General features: G+C 66.1%; 16 protein-coding genes. 14 read left to right on the plus strand and 2 right to left on the minus strand.

What is annotated here, in order from left to right:
* Nucleotides 1–313 precede the first annotated feature (313 nt).
* The 11 genes from AC56LW_RS13630 (at nt 314) to AC56LW_RS13680 (ending at nt 10,737) form a co-directional block, all read left to right on the plus strand.
* Nucleotides 314–508, plus strand: a complete 195-nt coding sequence (locus AC56LW_RS13630) for a Flp family type IVb pilin (RefSeq protein WP_332531872.1) — start codon at nt 314–316, stop codon at nt 506–508.
* A gap of 58 nt (nt 509–566) precedes the next feature.
* A complete protein-coding gene (locus AC56LW_RS13635) occupies nt 567–1,118 on the plus strand; it encodes an A24 family peptidase (protein ID WP_332531873.1) in 552 nt (183 codons plus the stop codon).
* Nucleotides 1,119–1,218: 100 nt separating this feature from the next.
* Complete coding sequence (locus AC56LW_RS13640; RefSeq protein WP_499635050.1) at nt 1,219–2,583, plus strand: ATP-binding protein; 1,365 nt, start codon at nt 1,219–1,221, stop codon at nt 2,581–2,583.
* The gene (gene cpaB / locus AC56LW_RS13645; protein WP_499635053.1) at nt 2,580–3,431 is read left to right on the plus strand and encodes a Flp pilus assembly protein CpaB; all 852 of its coding nucleotides are present in this window, start codon (nt 2,580–2,582) and stop codon (nt 3,429–3,431) included. Before AC56LW_RS13640 ends, cpaB begins: the two co-directional genes overlap by 4 nt.
* 20 nt (nt 3,432–3,451) lie before the next feature.
* The gene (locus AC56LW_RS13650) at nt 3,452–5,002 is read left to right on the plus strand and encodes a type II and III secretion system protein family protein (RefSeq protein ID WP_499635055.1); all 1,551 of its coding nucleotides are present in this window, start codon (nt 3,452–3,454) and stop codon (nt 5,000–5,002) included.
* A 9-nt stretch (nt 5,003–5,011) separates the two neighbouring features.
* The gene (locus tag AC56LW_RS13655) at nt 5,012–5,284 is read left to right on the plus strand and encodes a hypothetical protein (protein WP_332531877.1); all 273 of its coding nucleotides are present in this window, start codon (nt 5,012–5,014) and stop codon (nt 5,282–5,284) included.
* Between the two features lie 30 nt (nt 5,285–5,314).
* Nucleotides 5,315–6,490 (plus strand): CpaE/TadZ family protein, encoded by a 1,176-nt coding sequence (locus AC56LW_RS13660; protein ID WP_332531878.1) that lies wholly within the window; start codon nt 5,315–5,317, stop codon nt 6,488–6,490.
* Between the two features lie 38 nt (nt 6,491–6,528).
* A complete protein-coding gene (locus AC56LW_RS13665; protein ID WP_499635059.1) occupies nt 6,529–7,875 on the plus strand; it encodes a TadA family conjugal transfer-associated ATPase in 1,347 nt (448 codons plus the stop codon).
* 10 nt (nt 7,876–7,885) lie between these two features.
* On the plus strand, nt 7,886–8,866 hold the full coding sequence (locus AC56LW_RS13670; protein ID WP_499635062.1) for a type II secretion system F family protein: 981 nt from the start codon (nt 7,886–7,888) through the stop codon (nt 8,864–8,866).
* A gap of 7 nt (nt 8,867–8,873) precedes the next feature.
* Nucleotides 8,874–9,818, plus strand: a complete 945-nt coding sequence (locus AC56LW_RS13675) for a type II secretion system F family protein (protein WP_332531885.1) — start codon at nt 8,874–8,876, stop codon at nt 9,816–9,818.
* Between the two features lie 16 nt (nt 9,819–9,834).
* Nucleotides 9,835–10,737: a LytR C-terminal domain-containing protein gene (locus AC56LW_RS13680; RefSeq protein ID WP_499635066.1), complete on the plus strand. Its 903-nt coding sequence runs from the start codon at nt 9,835–9,837 to the stop codon at nt 10,735–10,737.
* A gap of 5 nt (nt 10,738–10,742) precedes the next feature.
* On the opposite strand, the gene AC56LW_RS13685 is transcribed toward AC56LW_RS13680, so the two are convergent.
* Nucleotides 10,743–12,326, minus strand: coding sequence for a family 16 glycosylhydrolase (locus AC56LW_RS13685; protein ID WP_499635069.1), 1,584 nt, complete (start codon nt 12,324–12,326; stop codon nt 10,743–10,745).
* 503 nt (nt 12,327–12,829) lie between these two features.
* Here AC56LW_RS13685 and AC56LW_RS13690 point away from each other — a divergent pair.
* The 3 genes from AC56LW_RS13690 to AC56LW_RS13700 all read left to right on the plus strand — a co-directional run bounded on the left by AC56LW_RS13690 (nt 12,830) and on the right by AC56LW_RS13700 (nt 17,710).
* On the plus strand, nt 12,830–15,862 hold the full coding sequence (locus AC56LW_RS13690; protein WP_499635071.1) for a TonB-dependent receptor: 3,033 nt from the start codon (nt 12,830–12,832) through the stop codon (nt 15,860–15,862).
* A 140-nt stretch (nt 15,863–16,002) separates the two neighbouring features.
* Nucleotides 16,003–16,713, plus strand: a complete 711-nt coding sequence (locus tag AC56LW_RS13695) for a SapC family protein (protein ID WP_332531889.1) — start codon at nt 16,003–16,005, stop codon at nt 16,711–16,713.
* Nucleotides 16,697–17,710 (plus strand): cupin-like domain-containing protein, encoded by a 1,014-nt coding sequence (locus AC56LW_RS13700; RefSeq protein ID WP_499635074.1) that lies wholly within the window; start codon nt 16,697–16,699, stop codon nt 17,708–17,710. The genes AC56LW_RS13695 and AC56LW_RS13700 overlap by 17 nt, the downstream gene beginning before the upstream one ends.
* Before the next feature lie 346 nt (nt 17,711–18,056).
* Here the strand turns inward: AC56LW_RS13700 and AC56LW_RS13705 are convergent, their stop codons facing one another.
* Complete coding sequence (locus AC56LW_RS13705; RefSeq protein WP_332531891.1) at nt 18,057–19,364, minus strand: sugar MFS transporter; 1,308 nt, start codon at nt 19,362–19,364, stop codon at nt 18,057–18,059.
* Between the last annotated feature and the right edge of the window lie 6 nt (nt 19,365–19,370).

A 19,370-nucleotide genomic window follows, 5' to 3' on the forward strand; every position in this document is an offset into this window, starting at 1 on the left:
ATGGCGTGGGATGACGCGCAAGAGGGCCAGAAGTGCCGCATTTTTCAGCGGCCAAGCAAAACAGCATAATGCTTTTTTGTACTAGCGGCAACTATTCTTGGCGATTTTTCTCCTGTGTCATCGGGTCGTGACCCATCGGCTCGTGAACCTTGTTTTTCATCACGCAGAAAATATTTCCATGCGGAAATCTGTGCATCGTCAAATTGCCGTGCGGCATTAATGCCTATAGTCAACTTACTGGCACAAGTCATAGAGCAGGGGCGGCCGGGCCCGGTCGCAGCCAGTATTTTTCAACCACTAAAGGAGTTTTGTCATGAGCACGATTACCTCCGCCATCAAAGCCTTCATCGCAGACGAAAACGGTGTGACTGCCATCGAGTATGGCCTGATCGCTGCACTCATCGGCGTCGCAATGGCCACCGTGGCTGGCGAGGTCGGTACTGGCATCAAGGAAACGTTTGAGTACATCCAGGCGCAGTTGGACGGCGCTCTCCCGACCGCGCCGTAATGCGCGTGCCCCCCGGGTCGCAGCCTGGCCCCGGGGGGCATTTTTTCTGGAGCCGATCATGAATATCGCACCCTACCTCGACACACTGCTGCTGCTGCTCGTGACGGCCGCCGCGATCAAGGATCTGGAAAGTCGGCGCATTCCCAATGCATTGCTGCTCGCTGGCGTACTTGGCGCGCTGCTGCTGCACCTGCTGTCGCCCCAGCCAGTGACGGCGCTGCTATCCGCGTTGGGTGGCTGCGCGACCGGTCTGGCGGTGCTGCTGCCGTTTTATCTGCTGCGCGGCATGGCCGCCGGCGACGTCAAGATGATGGCCGCCGTTGGCGTCTTCACCGGCGCGGGTGACGCGCTGCGCATCGCCATCCTGGCCTGGTGCGCAGGCGGCGTGATGGTGCTGGTGGTTCTCATTGTCAGAGGGCGGCTGCGCCTGGCCCTCGCCAATCTGTGGGCCATGTTGCTGCCCATCCTGCTGCGCTTGCAACGCTTGCCAAGCCCGGGTCAGGACTCCGGCGGCCGGCCCAGCGCCGGCTCGATTCCGTATGGCGTGGCCATTGCTGCGGGGACCATCGTGCATCTGGTCGGCCGTTACGGCGCCACACACCTCGCCTGATCGCCGGGGCCGCTCTTGTCAGGCATCAAGTGCCCAAAATAGATGCTCGTTAGAATCAATTGAGGTTTTCCCAGAACCAACTTCCGCCGCAGGAGACGTCATGATCGGAGTGTTATCGGCCGCCGCGCTGACAGGACCGGAGGCATCGTCGTCCCTGCCTGCGCCGGGTTTTGATGCGGATGGCAATCTCGCTGCAGTGCTGCCGCGCCAGCCGCGCACGGTGCGCGATACGGGACTCGACGCGCGCCTGGTGACGGCGCTCGTGGTCAAGAGCCTGCATGCCGACGGCAAGACGCCGCTGTCCCAGTTGACTGGACGCCTGCGGCTGTCGGTCAGCGTGCTGCGCGAAGTGTTGCAGGCCCTGGTGGGCACCCAGCAGGCCGAAGTCGCGTATTCGGGCGACAGCGACCTCGATGTGCATTATCAGTTGACCACCCTGGGCCAGCGCGCCGCCGGCGAATACCTGGCCGAATCGCGCTATGTCGGCCCGGCGCCGGTGACGCTGGCAGCGTGGCGCGCCGTGGTCACGCGCCAGTCGCAGCGCCAGCCCGATGCCGCGCGCGTCACGCGCACCGAGCTCGATGCGGTGCTCGACGGCGACGGCCTGGCGCCGGCCATTCGCGAGCAGATCGGCGCCGCGCTGTATTCGGGCCGCCCGCTGCTGTTGTACGGTCCGTCCGGCAGCGGCAAGACGTCACTGGCGCGCAAGCTCGCGCGCCTGCGCCAGGATCCGATCGCGGTGCCGTATGCGGTGCTGGTCAACCATGAAATCATCCAGCTTCACGACGTGGTGCTGCACCCCCTCCCGTTGCACGTACGCGCCCTTGAAGAGCGCCGCAGTGGCGATGCACGCTGGGCCCTGAGCCAGCGTCCGCTGGTGCACGTGGGGCCTGAGCTGGCGCGCGACATGCTGGAGCTGCGGAGTGATCTGGGCAGCGGCGTGCTGCACGCGCCGCCCCACATCCTGGCCAACAACGGTTTACTCGTGGTAGACGATGTGGGCCGCCAGCGTGTGCCGCCGGGCGAACTGCTGCACCGCTGGCTCGGCGCGCTCGAAGCAGGCCTGGACCATGTCACGGTGCCGGGTGGCGCCACGCACGTCTTGCCGTTCGATGTGAGCCTGGTGCTGGTCACCAGCCTGGCGCCGGAATCGGTACTCGACGACGCCTGCCTGCGCCGCATCGGTTACCGGATTCCGGTCGGGCCACTGTCGGAGCAGAGCTATCGCGCACTGCTGCGGCGCCAGGCGCGGCAGCGCCGGATCGATCTCGATGACAGTGCCATCGCGTTCCTGATCGATCACCTGCACCGCCGCACCGGGCGCGCGCTGCTGGCCGCCTATCCGCATGAGTTGCTGGGCCGGATCGCCGACTTCGCCGGCTTTACCGGTCAACCGCCGTGCTGCGACGTCGATGGCCTGACGCGCGCGTGGTACAGCCTGTTCGGCGAAGGGGACGCACCATGAAAAACAAGCGCGCCGTGATCATGATGGGGCTGGCCGTGGTGCTCGGCCTGCTGGCCGTGGCGCTGGCCGCGCGCTGGTTGCTCAATGCGCCGGTGCCCGCGGCCGGCAGGATCGTCGTCGCGAACAGCGACATCGACATCGGTCAGCGCTTGACCCCCGCGCTGTTCATCGTGGTGGATTGGCCCACTGCCAGCGTACCCAAGGGCGCGTTCACCGATCCCGGGCCGCTGAACGGCCGGGTCTTGCGCAGCAGCCTGCTCGCCGGCGAGCCGGTCAGCGAAGCCAAGCTGGCCCCGGTCGGCACGCTGGGCGGCCTGTCGGCCCTGATCACCGAAGGCAAGCGCGCAATCACGGTGCGCGTCAACGACGTGATCGGCGTGGCCGGTTTCGCCCTGCCGGGCAACTATGTCGACATCATCGTCAGCACCGAAACGGCGCCCGATCCGAACGCCCCGCAGGCCCGTGCGCACAGCATCTCGAAGATCGTCCTGGAGCGCATTCTGGTGCTGGCAGTGGCCCAGGAAGTAGGCCGCGACGAGACCAAGCCCAAGGTCGTCAATGCCGTCACGCTCGAAGTCACGCCCGAACAGGCCGAAAAGCTGGACCTGGCGCGCAGCGTCGGCACGCTGTCGCTGGCGCTGCGCAACCAGATCGATCCCGCCGCCACCGCCACCACCGGCGCGACCAAGGAGAACCTGCTGCCGGCGCCACCCGCCGCGCCGGTCGTGCTGCGCGCTGTGCCACCACCGCGGGTGCAGCTGGTGCGGGCGCCGGCGCCACCGCGGGCGCCGCACCGCGAATGCATCAGCGTCATCAACGGCCTGCACGCATCGCAGGAATGCTTCTGATGTCTTCGACTGGACCGATCATGCACCGACATTCCACGATCGCACTGCGCGCCTGCCTGGCGGCCGTCCTGGCAGGCCTGAGCGCATTGGCCCTGGCTGCCCCGGCAGGCAAAAAAGCTATCGCACCCGACACGGCGGCGCAGCCCGGGCTGCAACTGAACGGCAGCTGCCAGGGCGAGGCTGCGAGGCCAGCCACCATGGCACTTCAGATGGGCAAGTCGACCATGCTGCGCCTGCCCGAAGCAGTACGCCGGCGCAGCGTCGGCAACCCGGCCGTCGTGCAGGCGATGCTGGTCGCGCCGGACACGCTGTATATCGCCGCCGTCGATGTCGGCACCACCAATATGATCGTGCAGGGCCGCAGCGGCGCGTGCAGCGTGATCGACATCACGGTCGCGATGGACCCGGCCAGCCTGCAAGCGATGCTGGCCGTCGCCATGCCGCACGAGAAGGATATCCGGGTGATGGCCGCCAATGACACGCTGGTGCTGACCGGTACCGTCAGCGATGCTGCCGCCGTCAACCGCGCCGTGGAACTGGCCGGCGCCTATGTGCGCCGCCCGCTGCGCCAGTTGCCGGCGGCCGACAAGGACAACGCAACCGACGGCGTGATCCAGGTCGGCAATGGCAGCGGCGGCGGCGCCGCTGCCGGGGCAGGTGGCGCCAGCGCCCGCGTGATCAACCTGCTGGCGGTCAGCGCGCCCCAGCAGGTGCAGCTCGAGGTCAAGGTGGCCGAGGTCGCGCGCACGCTGCTCGAGCGGCTTGAAACCGGGGTGCGCCTGAGCTTCGGCTCCGGCAGCTGGACCACCACGCTGGCCACCGATTTTCTCAGCGGCCTGGCGCGCGGCGGCCTGGCCGGCCTGAAGACCAACGGCAACCGCTTCGGCATCGACACCGACAAGCTCGATGGCCTGGTGCGCATCCTGGCCGAACCGAACGTGCTGGCCATCAGCGGCCAGGAAGGCGCGTTCCTGGCCGGCGGCAAGTTCTTTATCCCGGTGGCGCAAGACAATAACAAGGTGACGCTGGAAGAGAAGGAATTCGGCGTCGGCCTGCGCTTTACCCCGACGGTGCTGGGCGGGGGCCTTATCAACCTGAAGGTCGCGCCCGAAGTATCGGAGCTGTCGCGCGAAGGGATCGGCATCAGCGCCGCCGGCATTGCGGGCACCGCGATCATGCCATTGTTGACCACGCGCCGCGCCAGCACGACGGTGCAGCTGCACGACGGCCAGAGCTTCGCCATCGGTGGCCTGGTGCGCAACAACCTGGTCGCCAACCTCAAAGGCTTGCCGGGACTGAGCGACGTGCCGATACTGGGCGCGCTGTTTCGCAGCACCGATTTCCAGCAGGAGCGCACCGAACTGGTCTTCGTCATCACGGCGCGCCTGGTCAAGCCGCTGCCGGCCGGCAGCCTGAGCTTGCCGACCGATCGTTTTGACCCACCGTCGCGCGCCGGCGTGCTGCTTGGCGGCCGCCTCGAAGGCACGCCCGCCTCCAGCACGCCCGCCGCTGGAACGGCGCCTGTCCCACCCGCACCGGCGCCGGCCGCCGGTGGTCCCGAACCGGAATAGGAGAGCAGCATGGCATCCACATTCACACGCCGGGCGGCGCTGGTGCTGCTGGCCTGCGGCGCGCAGGGCTGCATCTCGACCACGCCGCAATGGGACAGCCAGTTCGGCGCGGCGACCCGTGCCAACCTGGCCGCACAGACGATCCACCCGGCAGCGGGTGCCAGCCGCAACCCCGCCGCGGGGCTCGACGGCCGGGCCGCGCGCGCGGCCATCGACAACTACGAGCGCTCGTTCGCACAACCGGACACCGGCCAGCCGGCGCCCATGATCCGTTCGCGGTAAGCGCGCGGCCCTACCCTTATCGAGGATTTCATGAGAGCGCTCCTGATCAGCCGGGACAGCCATCTGTACGCGGAACTGGCCGCCCAGGGCGCCGCGCGGGTGCCGCCCCTGCACCTGGGCGCGACCCGCGCCGGCTTGCGCGAGGCGCTCGACCGCCCCGATCCCGACGCGCCGCAACTCGTGATCGTCGATGCCAGCAACCTCGAACCGTCCGAGGCCAGCCTGCTCGAGCGCCTCGGCCGGCAGTATCCGACCGCGCAACTGATGCTGCTGACTACCCAGCACCAGCCCGATCTGTTGATTACCGCGATGCGCGCCGGCGTGCGCGAGCTGCTGCAACTGCCGCTGGTGCACCGCGCCTTTCATGAGGCGATGGACCGCATCGCGAGCGCCGCCGGCATGTCGACCATGCGCGACGGGAAGGTGCTGGCCTTCATCGCCTGCAAGGGCGGCAGCGGCGCCACCTTCATCTCGACCAATTTCGGCTACGCGCTCGCCTCGCTGGCGGGCAAAAAGGTGTTGCTGATCGACCTGCACGGTCAGTTCGGCGACGCCGCCCTGTACGTGTCGGACCAGAAGCCGGCCATGACGATGTCGGACGTGTGCGCCCAGATCGCCCGCATCGACGGGCCGTTTCTCGAATCATGCCTGGTGCACGTCACGCCGGGCTTCGGCGTGCTGGCGGCGGCCGACGATCCATCCCACGAGCGGCAGGCCAAGCCCGAACACATCGACACCATCCTGCGCGTGGCGCGGCAGCACTACGACTACGTGCTGCTCGACGTCGGGCGCCAGATCGACGCCGTGTCGCTGCGCGCGCTGGACGTGACCGACACGATCTACCCGTTGCTGCAACTGGCGCTGCCCGATATCCGCGATGCGCGCCGCCTGCTCGACATCTTCCGCTCGCTCGGCTACGTGCTCGACAACATCCGCCTGATCGTCAACCGCTACGAAAAAGGCGGCAAGCTGCGCCTGCAGGACCTGCATGCGGCGTTGGGCTGCGAAGTGGTGCACACCTTCCCCAACGACTACATCGCGGTCACCGATTCGGTGAACCAGGGCGTGCCGGTGCTGCAGTTATCGCGCTCGAGCGCCGCCGCGCGCAGCCTGGCCGACCTGGTCGAGCTGGTGACCGCGCAGCGGGTCCACGAAAGCCGCGGCCTGCTGGGGCGCCTGTTCGGGCGCCAGGATCACGACGACTGACTCGTTCCCCACGCTTGAACCACGCACCGGAGACATCGATGTCCCTTCGCGAACGCCTTGCACTGTCCGACCCCGAGCGCCCGACCGGCGCCGAATCGCACGACGCCCCGAATCAGGCCTACCGGGAGCTCAAGAAGCTGATGCATCAGATGATCCTCGACCGGATCGACCTGGAACGCCTGAAGCGCCTGACCGCCGAACAGTTCAAGCACGAGCTGGCGCTGCTGGTCCAGCGCATCATCGAAGACGAACGCATCGTGCTGAACCAGCACGAGCGCCACCACCTGGTGCTCGACATCCAGCACGAAATGCTGGGCTTTGGCCCGCTCGAGCCGCTGCTGGCCGATCCGACGATCTCGGACATCCTGGTCAACACCGCCAGCAAGGTCTGGGTCGAGCGGCGCGGCAAGCTCGAACTGACCGACGTCACCTTCCACGACAATGCCCACCTGATGAAGATCATCGAAAAGATCGTCTCGCGCGTCGGGCGCCGGGTCGACGAATCGAGTCCGATGGTCGATGCGCGCCTGCCGGACGGCTCGCGCGTGAATGCCATCATCCCGCCGCTGGCCGTTGACGGGCCAATCCTGTCGATCCGCCGCTTCGGCGGCAGCCCGCTGACGGTGCACAACCTGCTCGAGTACAAAAGCATGGCACCGCCGATGATCCGGGTGATCGAAAGCCTGGGCATGGCCAAGGTCAACATCCTGATCTCGGGCGGCACCGGCAGCGGCAAGACCACCTTGCTCAACTTAATTTCGGGGTTCATCCCGGCCAGCGAACGGGTGGTGACGATCGAGGACGCGGCCGAGCTGCAACTGCGCCAGCCGCACGTCGTGCGCCTGGAAACGCGCCCGCCGAATATCGAGGACAAGGGCGAAGTCACGCAGCGCGCGCTGGTACGCAACGCACTGCGCATGCGCCCCGACCGGATCATCCTGGGCGAAGTGCGCGGCGCCGAGGCGCTCGACATGCTGCAGGCGATGAACACGGGCCACGAAGGCTCGCTCGCCACGATCCACTCGAACACGCCGCGCGACGCGCTCTCGCGCCTGGAAAACATGGTCAGCATGGCCGCCGTGAACCTGACGCCGCGCGCGATCCGCCAGCAGATTGTTTCGGCGGTGACGGTGGTGCTGCAAGTCTCGCGCCTGACCGACGGCACGCGCAAGCTGGTGAGCATGCAGGAGATCACCGGCATGGAAGGCGAGGTCATTTCGATGCAGGAGATCTTTCTGTTCGAACAGCGCGGCGTCGACCCGCAGGGCAGGGTGCTCGGCCACTTCAGCGCGACCGGTGTGCGGCCGCGCTTTGCCGACCGCCTCAAGCTGTTCGGGGTGCCGGTGCCGGACGACACGTTCGATCCCGACCGCGTATTTGATTGAAGGATCGGTCATGGACATCCTGTTCTACGGTTTCGTCGTGGTGCTGTTCGCCGCCGTCATCCTGGCGGTCGAAGGCTTCTACCTGTGGTGGATGAGTACCCGCGGCGCCGCGGCGCGCCGCATTGCACGCCGCCTGCAGGTCATGTCCAGCGGCACGCAGACACGCTCGGGCGAACGCATCTCGATCCTCAAGCAGCGCCCCTACAGCCGCCGGCCTGCACTGGACCGGCTGCTGCACCGGGCGGCCCTGGCCCAGCGCATCGATGCGCTGCTGGTGCAGGCGGGGGCCCGCTGGACCGTCAGCCACTTCATTGGCGCCACCTTCGGCTGCGTGATCACGGTCCTGGTGGCGTGCACCATCTGGGCCTTGCCGCTGCCGGTGCGCCTGCTCCTGTGCGTGGCCAGTCCTGGCCTGCCCTGGTGGCTGCTGCAGCGCATGCGCAGGCGGCGCCTGATCCGCATCGAGTACCAGCTGCCGGAGGCGGCAGAATTCATCGCGCGTGCGCTGCGCGCCGGGCACTCGTTCATCAACGTGCTGCAGATCGTCGGCAATGAAATGCCCGAGCCGCTGGCCGGCGAATTTCGCATCGCGCGCGAAGAGATCAATTACGGCGTACCGATGAACGAAGCGCTGCACGGCCTGGCTGCGCGCATTCCGCTGACCGACCTGCGCTACCTGGTGATTGCGGTGCTGATCCAGCGCGATTCGGGCGGCAACCTGGCCGAAATCCTCGGCAATATCAGCGGCATCATCCGCGCCCGCCTGAAACTCGTGGCCCAGGTGCGGGTGCTGTCGGCCGAAGGCCGCATGTCGGCCTGGATTCTGGGCTTGCTGCCATTTGGCGTGATGGGCGTGATGACGCTGAGCAGCCCGCAGTATGTCAGCATGCTGTGGACCGACCCGAGCGGCCAGCGGCTGCTGTGGTACGGGCTGGGCATGATCATCTTTGGCGTACTGTGGCTGCGCCAGACTATCCGCATCCGCGTATGAGGCCGCGATGAATACCATGCAACTGTTGTTTTTGCTGATTGTCTTCGTTGTCGTGTGCGCGCTGTGCTGGGTCGCACTGGCCCTGTTCGCGCCGGTGGCCCTGCGCGAGCGTCTGCGCCGTCTTCTCGGCCAGCGCGCGGTGCCGGGCATTGGTGACGCGCCGCGCCTGCGCTGGATCGAACGTGTCGCCAGCGTTGCCCGGCCGCTCACCCGGCTGTCGATCCCCGAAGAAGGCTGGGAAAAATCGACGCTGCGTACCCGCTTCATGAACGCCGGTTGGCGCAACCCGGCGGCGCCGACCCTGTACTTTGCGGCCAAGACGGCGCTGGCGCTGCTGGCGCCCGCCGTGCTGGTGCCCGTGATGCTGTTGCGCGGGGATATGTCGGTCCGCATGGTGCTGATGATCCTGCTGTGTGGCGCGGCGCTTGGCTACTACCTGCCCAACGCCGTGCTGGCGCGGCGCGTCAAGCGGCGCCGGCGCGAGATCTTCGAGACCATTCCCGATGCACTCGACCTGTTGACGGTGTGCGTCGAGGCGGGCCTGAGCCTGGAGCGCGCACTGGTCAAGGTGGCCGCCGAAATCCATATCAAGAGCGTGGTGCTGGCGCAGGAGATGCAGATCGTGCTGATGGAAATGCGCGCCGGCTTCAGCAAGGAAAAGGCGCTGCGCAATTTCGCGCTGCGCTCCGGCGTCGACGATGTCGATACGCTGGTGGCCATGCTGATCCAGTCCGAACGCTTCGGCACCAGCGTGGGCGACGCACTGCGCGTGTATGCCGACAACCTGCGCCACAAGCGGCGCATGATCGCCGAAGAAACCGCTGCGCGCATCGGCCTCAAGCTGCTGTTCCCGCTGATCTTCTGTATTTTCCCGACGCTGATGATGGTTCTTCTGGGACCGGCTGCGATCCAGATTTCCCGTGCCATGAGCGCGCTGGCCAGCGCGCGCTGAACCCAAGGAGGCTGCCATGCGCCTGACCATTCACCGGAGCACCCGATTCACCAGGCTGGCCTTGCTGTGCGCGGGCCTTGCGGCGTGCGCGCCGCTTCAGGCGCCAGTCGGCGCGGAACCAGGATCGCTTGCTGTCTGGCGCGACCTGGCCGCGTCGCAACCGGCTGATGCCGGACCGGATACTGCCTACCGGTTCGTCGATCTGGGTAGCGCGCATCTGCGCAATGGCGATTACGACGCTGCCCGCGTGGCGCTGGAACGGGCCTGCCTGCTCGACCCGCTGGTCGCGCATTCGTGGGAGTTGCTGGGCGAAGCGCTGGCGGCGCTGGGGCAGGATGCCCGCGCGCGACAGATGCTGCGCCAGGCTGCGTCGCTGCGCCAGCACGACTTGCGCGCCGACTTCGCTGCGACCGGTGGCCAGACCGGCGTCGCCGCGCTCGGCCAGGCGATGACGGCATTGCAGCCCACCCCACAGCCCGGCTGGGCGCAGGCGCAGATCCACGTTGGTGTGGACGGCATGATGGAACTGCGCCGCATACCAGCAAGCGCGCCTGTGGTGCAGTCTGCCTTGCAGCCGCTGTCACTGCCGCCGGCCGTGGCGCGCCTCGAGATCAGCAATGGCAATGGCGTGACCGGGATGGCGCGCGCACTGGCGCGCCGGATCGACGCACCTGGCCTGCGGGTCACGCGCCTGTCGAACCAGCCCGGCTTTGCGGTGCGCCGCACGCGCATCGAATACGACGCAGCCCACGTCGATGCGGCCCGGCGTCTGGCGCAGCGCGTGGGCAGCGTGCATCTGCAGGAAGTCGACCACCCCGCGCCCGCCAACCTGCGCCTGGTGCTGGGCCGCGACCTGGCGCAGCGCGGCGCCATGCTGCATCTGAATGCGGACGGGGCAGAGTCGCTGGCGCTGCGTTGAACCAGTCACGGCGCCGGCGCTGCATCCTTGCGGTACACCCGCACATAATCGACCAGCATCCGGCGTGGGAACGCGGTCGAGCTGTCCGGATAACCAGGCCAGTAACCGCCGACGGCAAGGTTCAGCAGCACGAAGAAGGGGTGCTCGAATACCCAGTCGCCTTTCACCAGGGCCGGCGTGGCAGTGTGGTAGTGGACGCCGTCGCGGTACCAGCGGATCGCCTGCGGTTCCCACTCGACGGCGAACACGTGGAAGTCATCGCCATAGTCGGCGTCGTCCAGCGCGATCGGTTTGCTGAACGCATGCTCGCCGGAGTAGCCCGGCCCGTGCAGCGTGCCGTAGGCATTGCGCGGTTCCTTGCCGATGATTTCCATGATGTCGATCTCGCCGCTGCGCGGCCAGCCGACCTTGCCGATGTCGGCGCCCAGCATCCAGAACGCCGGCCAGATGCCCTGGCCCTTCGGTACCTTGATGCGCGCCTCGAAGCGCCCGTACTGCGTCTCTTTCAGGCCGGCTGTCTTGAGCCGCGCCGACGTGTAATCCTTGCCTTCGTAGCGTTCCTTGCGCGCCTCGATGACCAGGTGGCCATCCTCCACGCGCACGTTCTCGGGCCGCGCCGTGTAGAACTGCATCTCGTTGTTGCCCCATCCATGGCCGCCCGTCTCCAGTGTCCAGATCGTGCGGTCGAGCGTCGCGCCGCTGAATTCATCGCTCCACGCAAGCGTCCAGCCGGGCAGGCGCGCCTGCGTCTGTGTAACTTGCTGCCTGAGGTGCTGCATGATGTTGATGAACGTATCGGTCCAGACCACGTCACGGTGCGCAGCCAGGTAACGCACCAGTTCTTCATGCGCCTGGGACGACACGCTCAGGTGGTCGCCCCCGATGCCGTGGAAGGTGAAGGCGACCATCGTGCCGCGTGCGACGGCTTGCTCCACCAGCGCGATCAGTTCCGCACCGCTGGCGCCCACCGGGCCGACCGAGGCAACCTGATACGGGTCGATCGCCGCCATCGAGGCCGGCACGCCTGGCCCGTTGCCCGCCTTGATCGCGACGAATGCCGGGCGCAGTGCGGGCAGGTAGTCGCCGCCCAGCGCCTGCACGTCGCCGCAGGGCGCCGTGTAGGTGCGCTCGCGCCGGCCGTCGATCGCTTCGAGCATCGTGTTGGCCAGCAGGACCTGGTCGACCATCTGCGCGCGGCTGGTCGTTGCGAGGTCGCGATGGGGAGCGACCCAGCCGCGATCCGGGCCTTTGCTTGAGCACTGGTGGAACAGGCTGTGGTTGCCCAGTTCATGACCGCGGGCAGCGGCGGCGCGCCACGCCGGCAGGCGCGCTGCCACCGGCGGGCTCGATAGCTGCAGGTAGAAGGTGCCCTTGATGCCGTGGCGGTCCAGCGTGGGCAGCGCGTTGTCGAGTTGCGAGTCGAGCGCGTCGTCGTAGGCGAGGCTGACCGCAGCGCGCGCGCCGCCGGGCCAGGCAAGGGCGGGCGCCGGCGCAGCAGCATGCACGGTACCGCTGAAAGCGACACAGACAGCGGTAAGCAGGACGCCACGGGGGACGCTGCGCGTGAGGCGGGCCAGAAAATGGTGCATGCATGCTCCAGTTTGGAAACGTTACCAAAACGTCAAGCTGACTATAGCTTGCCGAAGACATCCCGTCAATGCAGGCGGTGCGCCCGCCACGCACGTCTGGTGAGGACGGGCGGCGGTGCCTGCGCACCAAAGTGTTGCAAAACTACGTCACACCGGTTGACGAGGTAACGGAATATTCCGTTGACAATTTATTTTCATAACTCTAAGATTCAGATCACTGCATGGAAACGTTTCCATGCGACAGACAAATTCCCTTCGATCCCCGATTGGCGCAACCCGCCAAGGAGCCGAGGACACATGACACAGTGCAGCGCGTACCCGGCGATTCACGTAGCGAGGCCATCGGCACTAGCCGATCGGTCTCGCTGCACCACATGGTGGCGTGTAGCCGGGCAAGGAGGCGCCCGGGTTTGAAAGGCAGTACCCGGGGGCAGCGGCGACGCATCCGGATGGCGGAGACACCGTGTCTGAGCACGGTCATATTTATAAAAACAGGAGAAGACATGTACTACCCAAAGGCTAAACAGACCTTGATCAGTCTGGCAGTTGCCAGCGCATGCGCGGCGTTCATGCCGGCGTTTGCCCAGGAAGCGGCCAGCATGCCGCCAGCCGAAACCGCGACCAGCGCCCCCAACCAGGCAGTCGACGCGGCCAGCAATCCCACCGCATCGATCACCGGCCCGGCCCAGAACGGCACGCAGACCGTCGTCGTGACCGGCCTGCGCGCCAGTCTCGAATCGTCGATGAACCTCAAGCGCAATGCGCAGGGCTTCGTGGACGGCATCGTCGCCGAAGACATCGGCAAATTCCCCGACACGAACCTGGCCGAATCGCTGCAGCGCATCTCGGGCGTGTCGATCGACCGTGAAATCGGCGAAGGCTCGAAGATCACCGTACGCGGTGTTGGCCCCGACTTCAACCTGGTGCTGCTCAATGGCCGCCAGATGCCGGTGTCGAACCTGGGCGACCGCAATGGCCGCGCGTTTGACTTCGCCAACATCGCCTCGGAAGCGATCTCGCAGCTGCAGGTCTATAAATCGAGCCGCGCCGAAACCCCAACCGGCGGCGTGGGCGCGACCATCAACGTGATCACCGCGCGGCCGCTGTCGCGCCCTGGCATGCAGGCCAGCATCGGCATCAAGGGCGTGCATGACACGTCGGCCACCAACCTGCCGGACGGTCTCCAGCACGGCAACAAGGTCACGCCGGAAGTCTCGGGCATCTACTCGAACACCTCGGCCGACGGCCGCTTCGGCATCGGCCTGTCGGCCAGCTACCAGGAGCGTAACCTGGGCTACAACCGCGCATCGGTGGCCAATGGCTGGAAGGGCCCGTTCCGCGGCGACCAGGCAACCTACGGTGCGATCCCGCTGCCAGGCCAGCCTGGCTCGGAGCTGATCACCAACCGCCCAGGTCCGACCGACCTGTATCAGACCCCGCAGAACCTGAACTACAACCTGAGCGGCGTGCAGCGCGAGCGCACCAACGGCCAGGTCGTGTTCCAGTTCGCACCGAACAAGTCGATCACCAGCACCCTCGATTACACCTATTCGGAAAACAAGATCCACACCCGCCGCAACGACATGTCGGCGTGGTTCAACTTCGGCCCGTCGTCGAGCAGCTGGACCGATGGCCCGATCGCCGGTCCGCTGACCTACACCGAATTCATCCCGGCCGGTAACGCCGACATCGCGATGGGCGTGTCGGACTTCGCCACCCGGAGCGAAAACAAATCGCTGGGCTTCAACACGGTCTGGCGCGTCAATCCCGACCTGCGTTTCGAGCTCGATGCGCACAGCTCGTCGGCCGAATCGACCCCGAACAGCCCATGGGGTTCGAGCAACGTGATCGGTACCGCGAGCTTCAGCCGCGGCAACACCACCGCCGACTTCTCGCAAGACTTCCCGGTCCTGAGCATCCAGGGCGCCGACTACGCGCGCGCTCCGCAGCAGGTGACCGGTTCGGTGTTCGAGAACGGCTACATGAAGACCGAAGTCGACCAGATCCAGACGCACGGCAGCTGGAAAGTGCTGGAAGCATCCGAAGTCAAGTTCGGCCTGGGCGCGACCAAGGTCGATTACCGCTCGGCGTTTTCGGTTCAGCAGCGCGACACCTGGGGCGGCGCGACGCAGGCATCCGACTACCCGGCCAGCCTGTTTACCGTCGATAGCCTGAGCAAGTACTTCGACCAGGTCAACGGCAGCAACAACCCGGCCCTGTTCGACCGCTTCCACACCTTCAACTTCAGCCAGATCCGCGACATCGTGGCCCAGGCCTCCGGACTGCCGCAGCTGTACGTGCCGAAGACCACCTACGACACCGACCGCCGCACCGAAGAAAAATCGAAGAGCCTGTACCTGCAGTTCAACACCGAGTGGAACACGCGCTACCCGATCAATACCTCGCTCGGCGTGCGTTACGAGAAGACGGACGTCAGCTCCACCGCGCTGGTGCCGACCCCGATCGCGATCAGCTGGGTCTCGCAGAACGAGCTGCCGGTGGTGTTCGGCCAGTCGGGCTTCACGACGCTGACGGGCAAGTACAACCACGTGCTGCCAAGCTTTGACGCCGACATCGCGCTGCGCGACGACATCAAGGGCCGCTTCAGCTACGGTCACACCATCGGCCGTCCACGCTACGACCAGATCGCCGGCGGCCAGGTGCTCGACACGCTGGCGCGCGTCGAAGGCGGTACCGGTTCGCAGGGCAATCCGGCGCTGGAGCCGGTCAAGTCGAAGAACTTCGACCTGGCGCTCGAGTGGTACTACGGTCGTCAGAGCTTCATCTCGGTCAACCACTTCCGCAAGCAGCTCGAGAACTACGCCGGCCAGTCGCAGATCATCGCCCAGCCGTTCGGCGTGCGCACGCCGGTTGGCGGCGCCTACTGGAATGCGGCGCTGGGTAGCTGCACGACCGCGGACACCACCTGCATCCGCAACTACATCTTCCGTAACTTCAACGGCCAGCCGGGCGTGGTTGCGGGACCGAACAACGCGTCGGGCGATGCCACCGGTACCATCACGGCCATCGGCACCGATCCGGTCGCGAACTTCCGCATCACGTCGTATTCGAACCAGAAGAAGGCGAACATCCGTGGCCTGGAATTCAACCTCCAGCACATGTTCGGCAACAGCGGCTTCGGCGTGCAGGCCAACTACACCTACGTCAATTCGGGCCTGAAGTACGACAACGGCAGCGTGGGCGAGCAGTTCGCACTGGTCGGCCTGGGCGACTCGGCCAACCTGGTGGGTATCTTCGAGAACGACAAGTGGAACGTGCGCGCGGCCTACAACTGGCGCGACGAGTTCCTGTCGTCGACCTTCGACGGCTCGGGCCCGAACCCGAACTACGTCGAAGCGTACGGCCAGCTCGATCTGAGCGTCGGCTACAACGTCAACAAGAACCTGTCCGTCTCGTTCGAGGGTATCAATCTGACCGACGAGATCCAGCGCACGCACGGCCGCACCAAGCAGCAGGTGCTGTTCGTGACGCAATCGGGTCCGCGTTACATGCTGGCAGCGCGCTACAAATTCTGATCGCGCAGCATCTGGCCGGCGCCGGTATTCGGGAGTAGACTTCCCGCACACCGGCCCTGCAACCGCAGCGGCGGGTCGGCATCAGCCGGCCCGCCGCTGTCGTTTCACCGCGTGATTCCAATAACGACAACGAGACGTCCATGCCCAATATCGCCCTGCTGAACAATATCGAACACAAGGACCTGCGCATCATCGCCGGCCACCGCCCCGGCCTGGGCAGCGAAGTCGCGTGGGTGCCGACCTTCGCCGACGAATTCCGCTCCCTGCAGGGGATCTATCCGATCATCTTCCGCCAGCTCGAAGACGGCGCGAACTTCGAAGCCATCGCGTTGATGGGCTTTACCGAAGACGAAAACCTGTTCCTGCAAGACGGCCGCTGGGATGCGCCGCTGGTGCCGTGGATGCACGAGCGCCAGCCGTTCTACATCGGCCGCAATGGCGACGAGCTGATGATCCAGGTCGACCTCGATCACCCGCGCGTGAGCACGACCGACGGCGAGCCGGTGTTCAAGCCGCATGGCGGCAACACCGAGTACCTGGAAAAGATCAGCACCATGCTGTCGAACATCCACAACGGCGTGCAGGCCAATATCGGTTTTCTCGAAGCGCTCAAGCGCCATGATCTGCTCGATGCGTTCGTGCTCGACATGGAATTCGACAACGGCGCGCAGAACCGCCTGGGCGGCTTCTTCACGATCCACGAAGAACGCCTGGGCGCGCTCGAGGCAGGCGCCATCGCCGAACTGCACGCCGCGGGCTACCTGGCGCCGATTTACTTCGCACTGGCCTCGCTGTCGAACTTCCGCAACCTGATCGACCGCAAGAATTACCGCGATGCTGCCGGCCGCTAACGCCATCCGCGAGCTCGCCGGTGTGACGCCGGCCGATCTCGATGCAACGATCCTGGCATCGACCGAGCCGCTGCTGCTGCGCGGCCTGGTGGCGCACTGGCCGGTGGTCGCTGCAGGGCGCCAGTCGCCGCAGGCAGCGCTCGACTATCTGCGCCGCTGGTGCGGCGATGCCACCGTCAATGCGATGCTCGGCCCGCCCGACATCAATGGCCGCTTCTTCTACAACGCCGCGCTCGACGGCTTCAATTTCCAGTCGCTGCGGGTGCGGCTCGATGCCGTGCTCGATGAACTGGCAAAGCATCTGGCAACGCCGGCACCGCCCGCCATCTACGTCGGCTCGACCACGATCGATGGCGCGCTGCCGGGCTTCAGAGGCGAAAACGATGTCGACCTGGGCCCGCGCGACCCGCTGGCGTCGATCTGGATCGGCAACCGCACCCGCATCGCGGCCCACTACGATTTGCCGGACAACCTGGCCTGCATCGCGGCCGGGCGACGCCGCTTCACCCTGTTCCCGCCAGGGCAGCAGCACAATCTGTACATTGGCCCGATCGACCTGACGCCCGCCGGCCAGCCCATCAGCCTGGTCGACTTCGCACAGCCCGACCTTGCGCGCTTCCCGCGCTTTGCCAACGCGCTCGCACAGGCGCAAAGCGCCGAACTGGCGCCGGGCGACGCGCTGTTCATCCCCAGCATGTGGTGGCACCACGTCGAGGCGCTGGACGATGTCAATGTGCTGGTCAATTACTGGTGGCGCCAGTCGCCGGACTGGATGGACACGCCCAACAACGCGCTGATGCACGCCCTGATGACGGTACGCGACCTGCCACCGGCGCAGCGCGCGGCCTGGGCCGAGCTCTTCCGGCACTACGTGTTCGAGGCCGATGACGAGACAGCAGCGCATATCCCGCCAGGCGCGCGCGGCCTGCTCGCCCCAATAAACGACAACGCCTCGCGCATGATGCGCGCCCAACTGCTCAAGCGCCTCAACCGCTAACACCTTCTGAAAAGCCGGGGTCAGGTCTGACATTCGGACACGACCTCGACAGTAGGCTGGTAAAAGCCGGGGTCAGGTCTGACATTTGGACACGACCCCGACAGTGGGCTAGTCGGAACTGGCTGGCACCGGGCTATGCCAATCCGGGCAAAGCGCCATTGGAAGTGCTAAGGCTGAGTTCGTGTCCGAATGTCAGACCTGACCCCAGCTGTTTGACCCCAGCTGTTGGAAGCGGCTAAGGCTGAGGTCGTGTCCGAATGTCAAACCTGACCCCGGCTGTGACCCCGGCTGTGCCCAAAAAAATGCCCGCATCGCGTGCGGGCATTTTCGTTGATGACGGCGACGTTTATTCCGTCACCACCTTCTGCTTGTGCAGATCGGCGTACTTCACGCCGTAGTACAGGATGAACAGGTAGCAGGCTGCCGGCACCAGGAACGAGATCTGCAGGCCGACGGTGTCGGCCAGGATGCCCTGGATGAACGGGACGATCGCGCCGCCGACGATGGCCATGCACAGGATGCCCGAACCCTGGCCCGTGAACTTGCCCAGGCCGTGCAGTGCCATGCTGAAGATGGTCGGGAACATGATCGAGTTGCACAGGCCGACGGCGATGATTGCCCACATCGCCAGGCTGCCATCGGTGAAGATTGCGGTGAGCACCAGCGCCATCGAACCGAGTGCGGTCACGGCCAGCGACTTGCCCGGGCTGACGTAGCGCATCACCGCAAAGCCGATGAAGCGGCCCACCAGCGCGCCGCCCCAGTACAGGCTGACGTAGCGGGCCGCGTCGGCATGCGACAGCCCGGCAATGTGCGGCTCGCCGATGAAGTTGATCAGGAAGCTGCCGATACTGACTTCAGCGCCCACGTACAGGAAGATGCCCAGCGCGCCGAGCACCAGGTGGCGATACGCCATCGCGCCGCCCTTGCCGTCGACGGCGGCGGTGGTGGTGTCCTGGAACGCGATCTTCGGCAGGCGCGCCAGTGCGAACAGCACGGCCAGCAGCGCGAGCGCCGCGGCCAGGCCCAGGTACGGGCCTTGCACGGCAGCTGCTTCGGCCGCGCGGTGCGCGATCCGATCGGCTTCCGGCAGCAGCGCCAGCTGGTCGGCGGACAGCGCCACCGTCGACAGGATCAAAAAGCCCCCCAGCGCCGGCGCCACCGTAGTGCCGAGCGAATTGAAGGCCTGCGTGAGCGTCAGGCGGCTGGCAGCGGTACGCGCAGGGCCAAGGACGGTGACGTACGGGTTGGCCGCGACTTGAAGGATCGTGATCCCGCTGGCCAGCACGAACAGCGCGAACAGGAACAGGCCGTAGCCGCCGTTCGACGCCGGATAGAACAGCGCGCAGCCGGTGGCGGCGACCAGCAGGCCGGCAACGGCGCCGTTCTGGTAACCGAGGCGGCGAATCAGTGCGCCGGCCGGCAGCGAGACGACGACGTAGGCGCCGAAGAAGCACAGCTGCACCAGCATCGCCTGCATGTAGGTGAGGGTGTAGATCGATTTCAGGTGCGGGATCAGGACGTCGTTGAGTGACGTGATCAGGCCCCACATGAAGAACAGGATGGTGACGATGAACAGCGCCCCGGTATGCGTATTGCGTTCGCCGTCCGTCGCTGCACTGGCCACGGTCGGGGTCTGGATGGGATTCTGCATGGTCTC

Source organism: Telluria sp. LT2P80, from assembly GCF_059685955.1.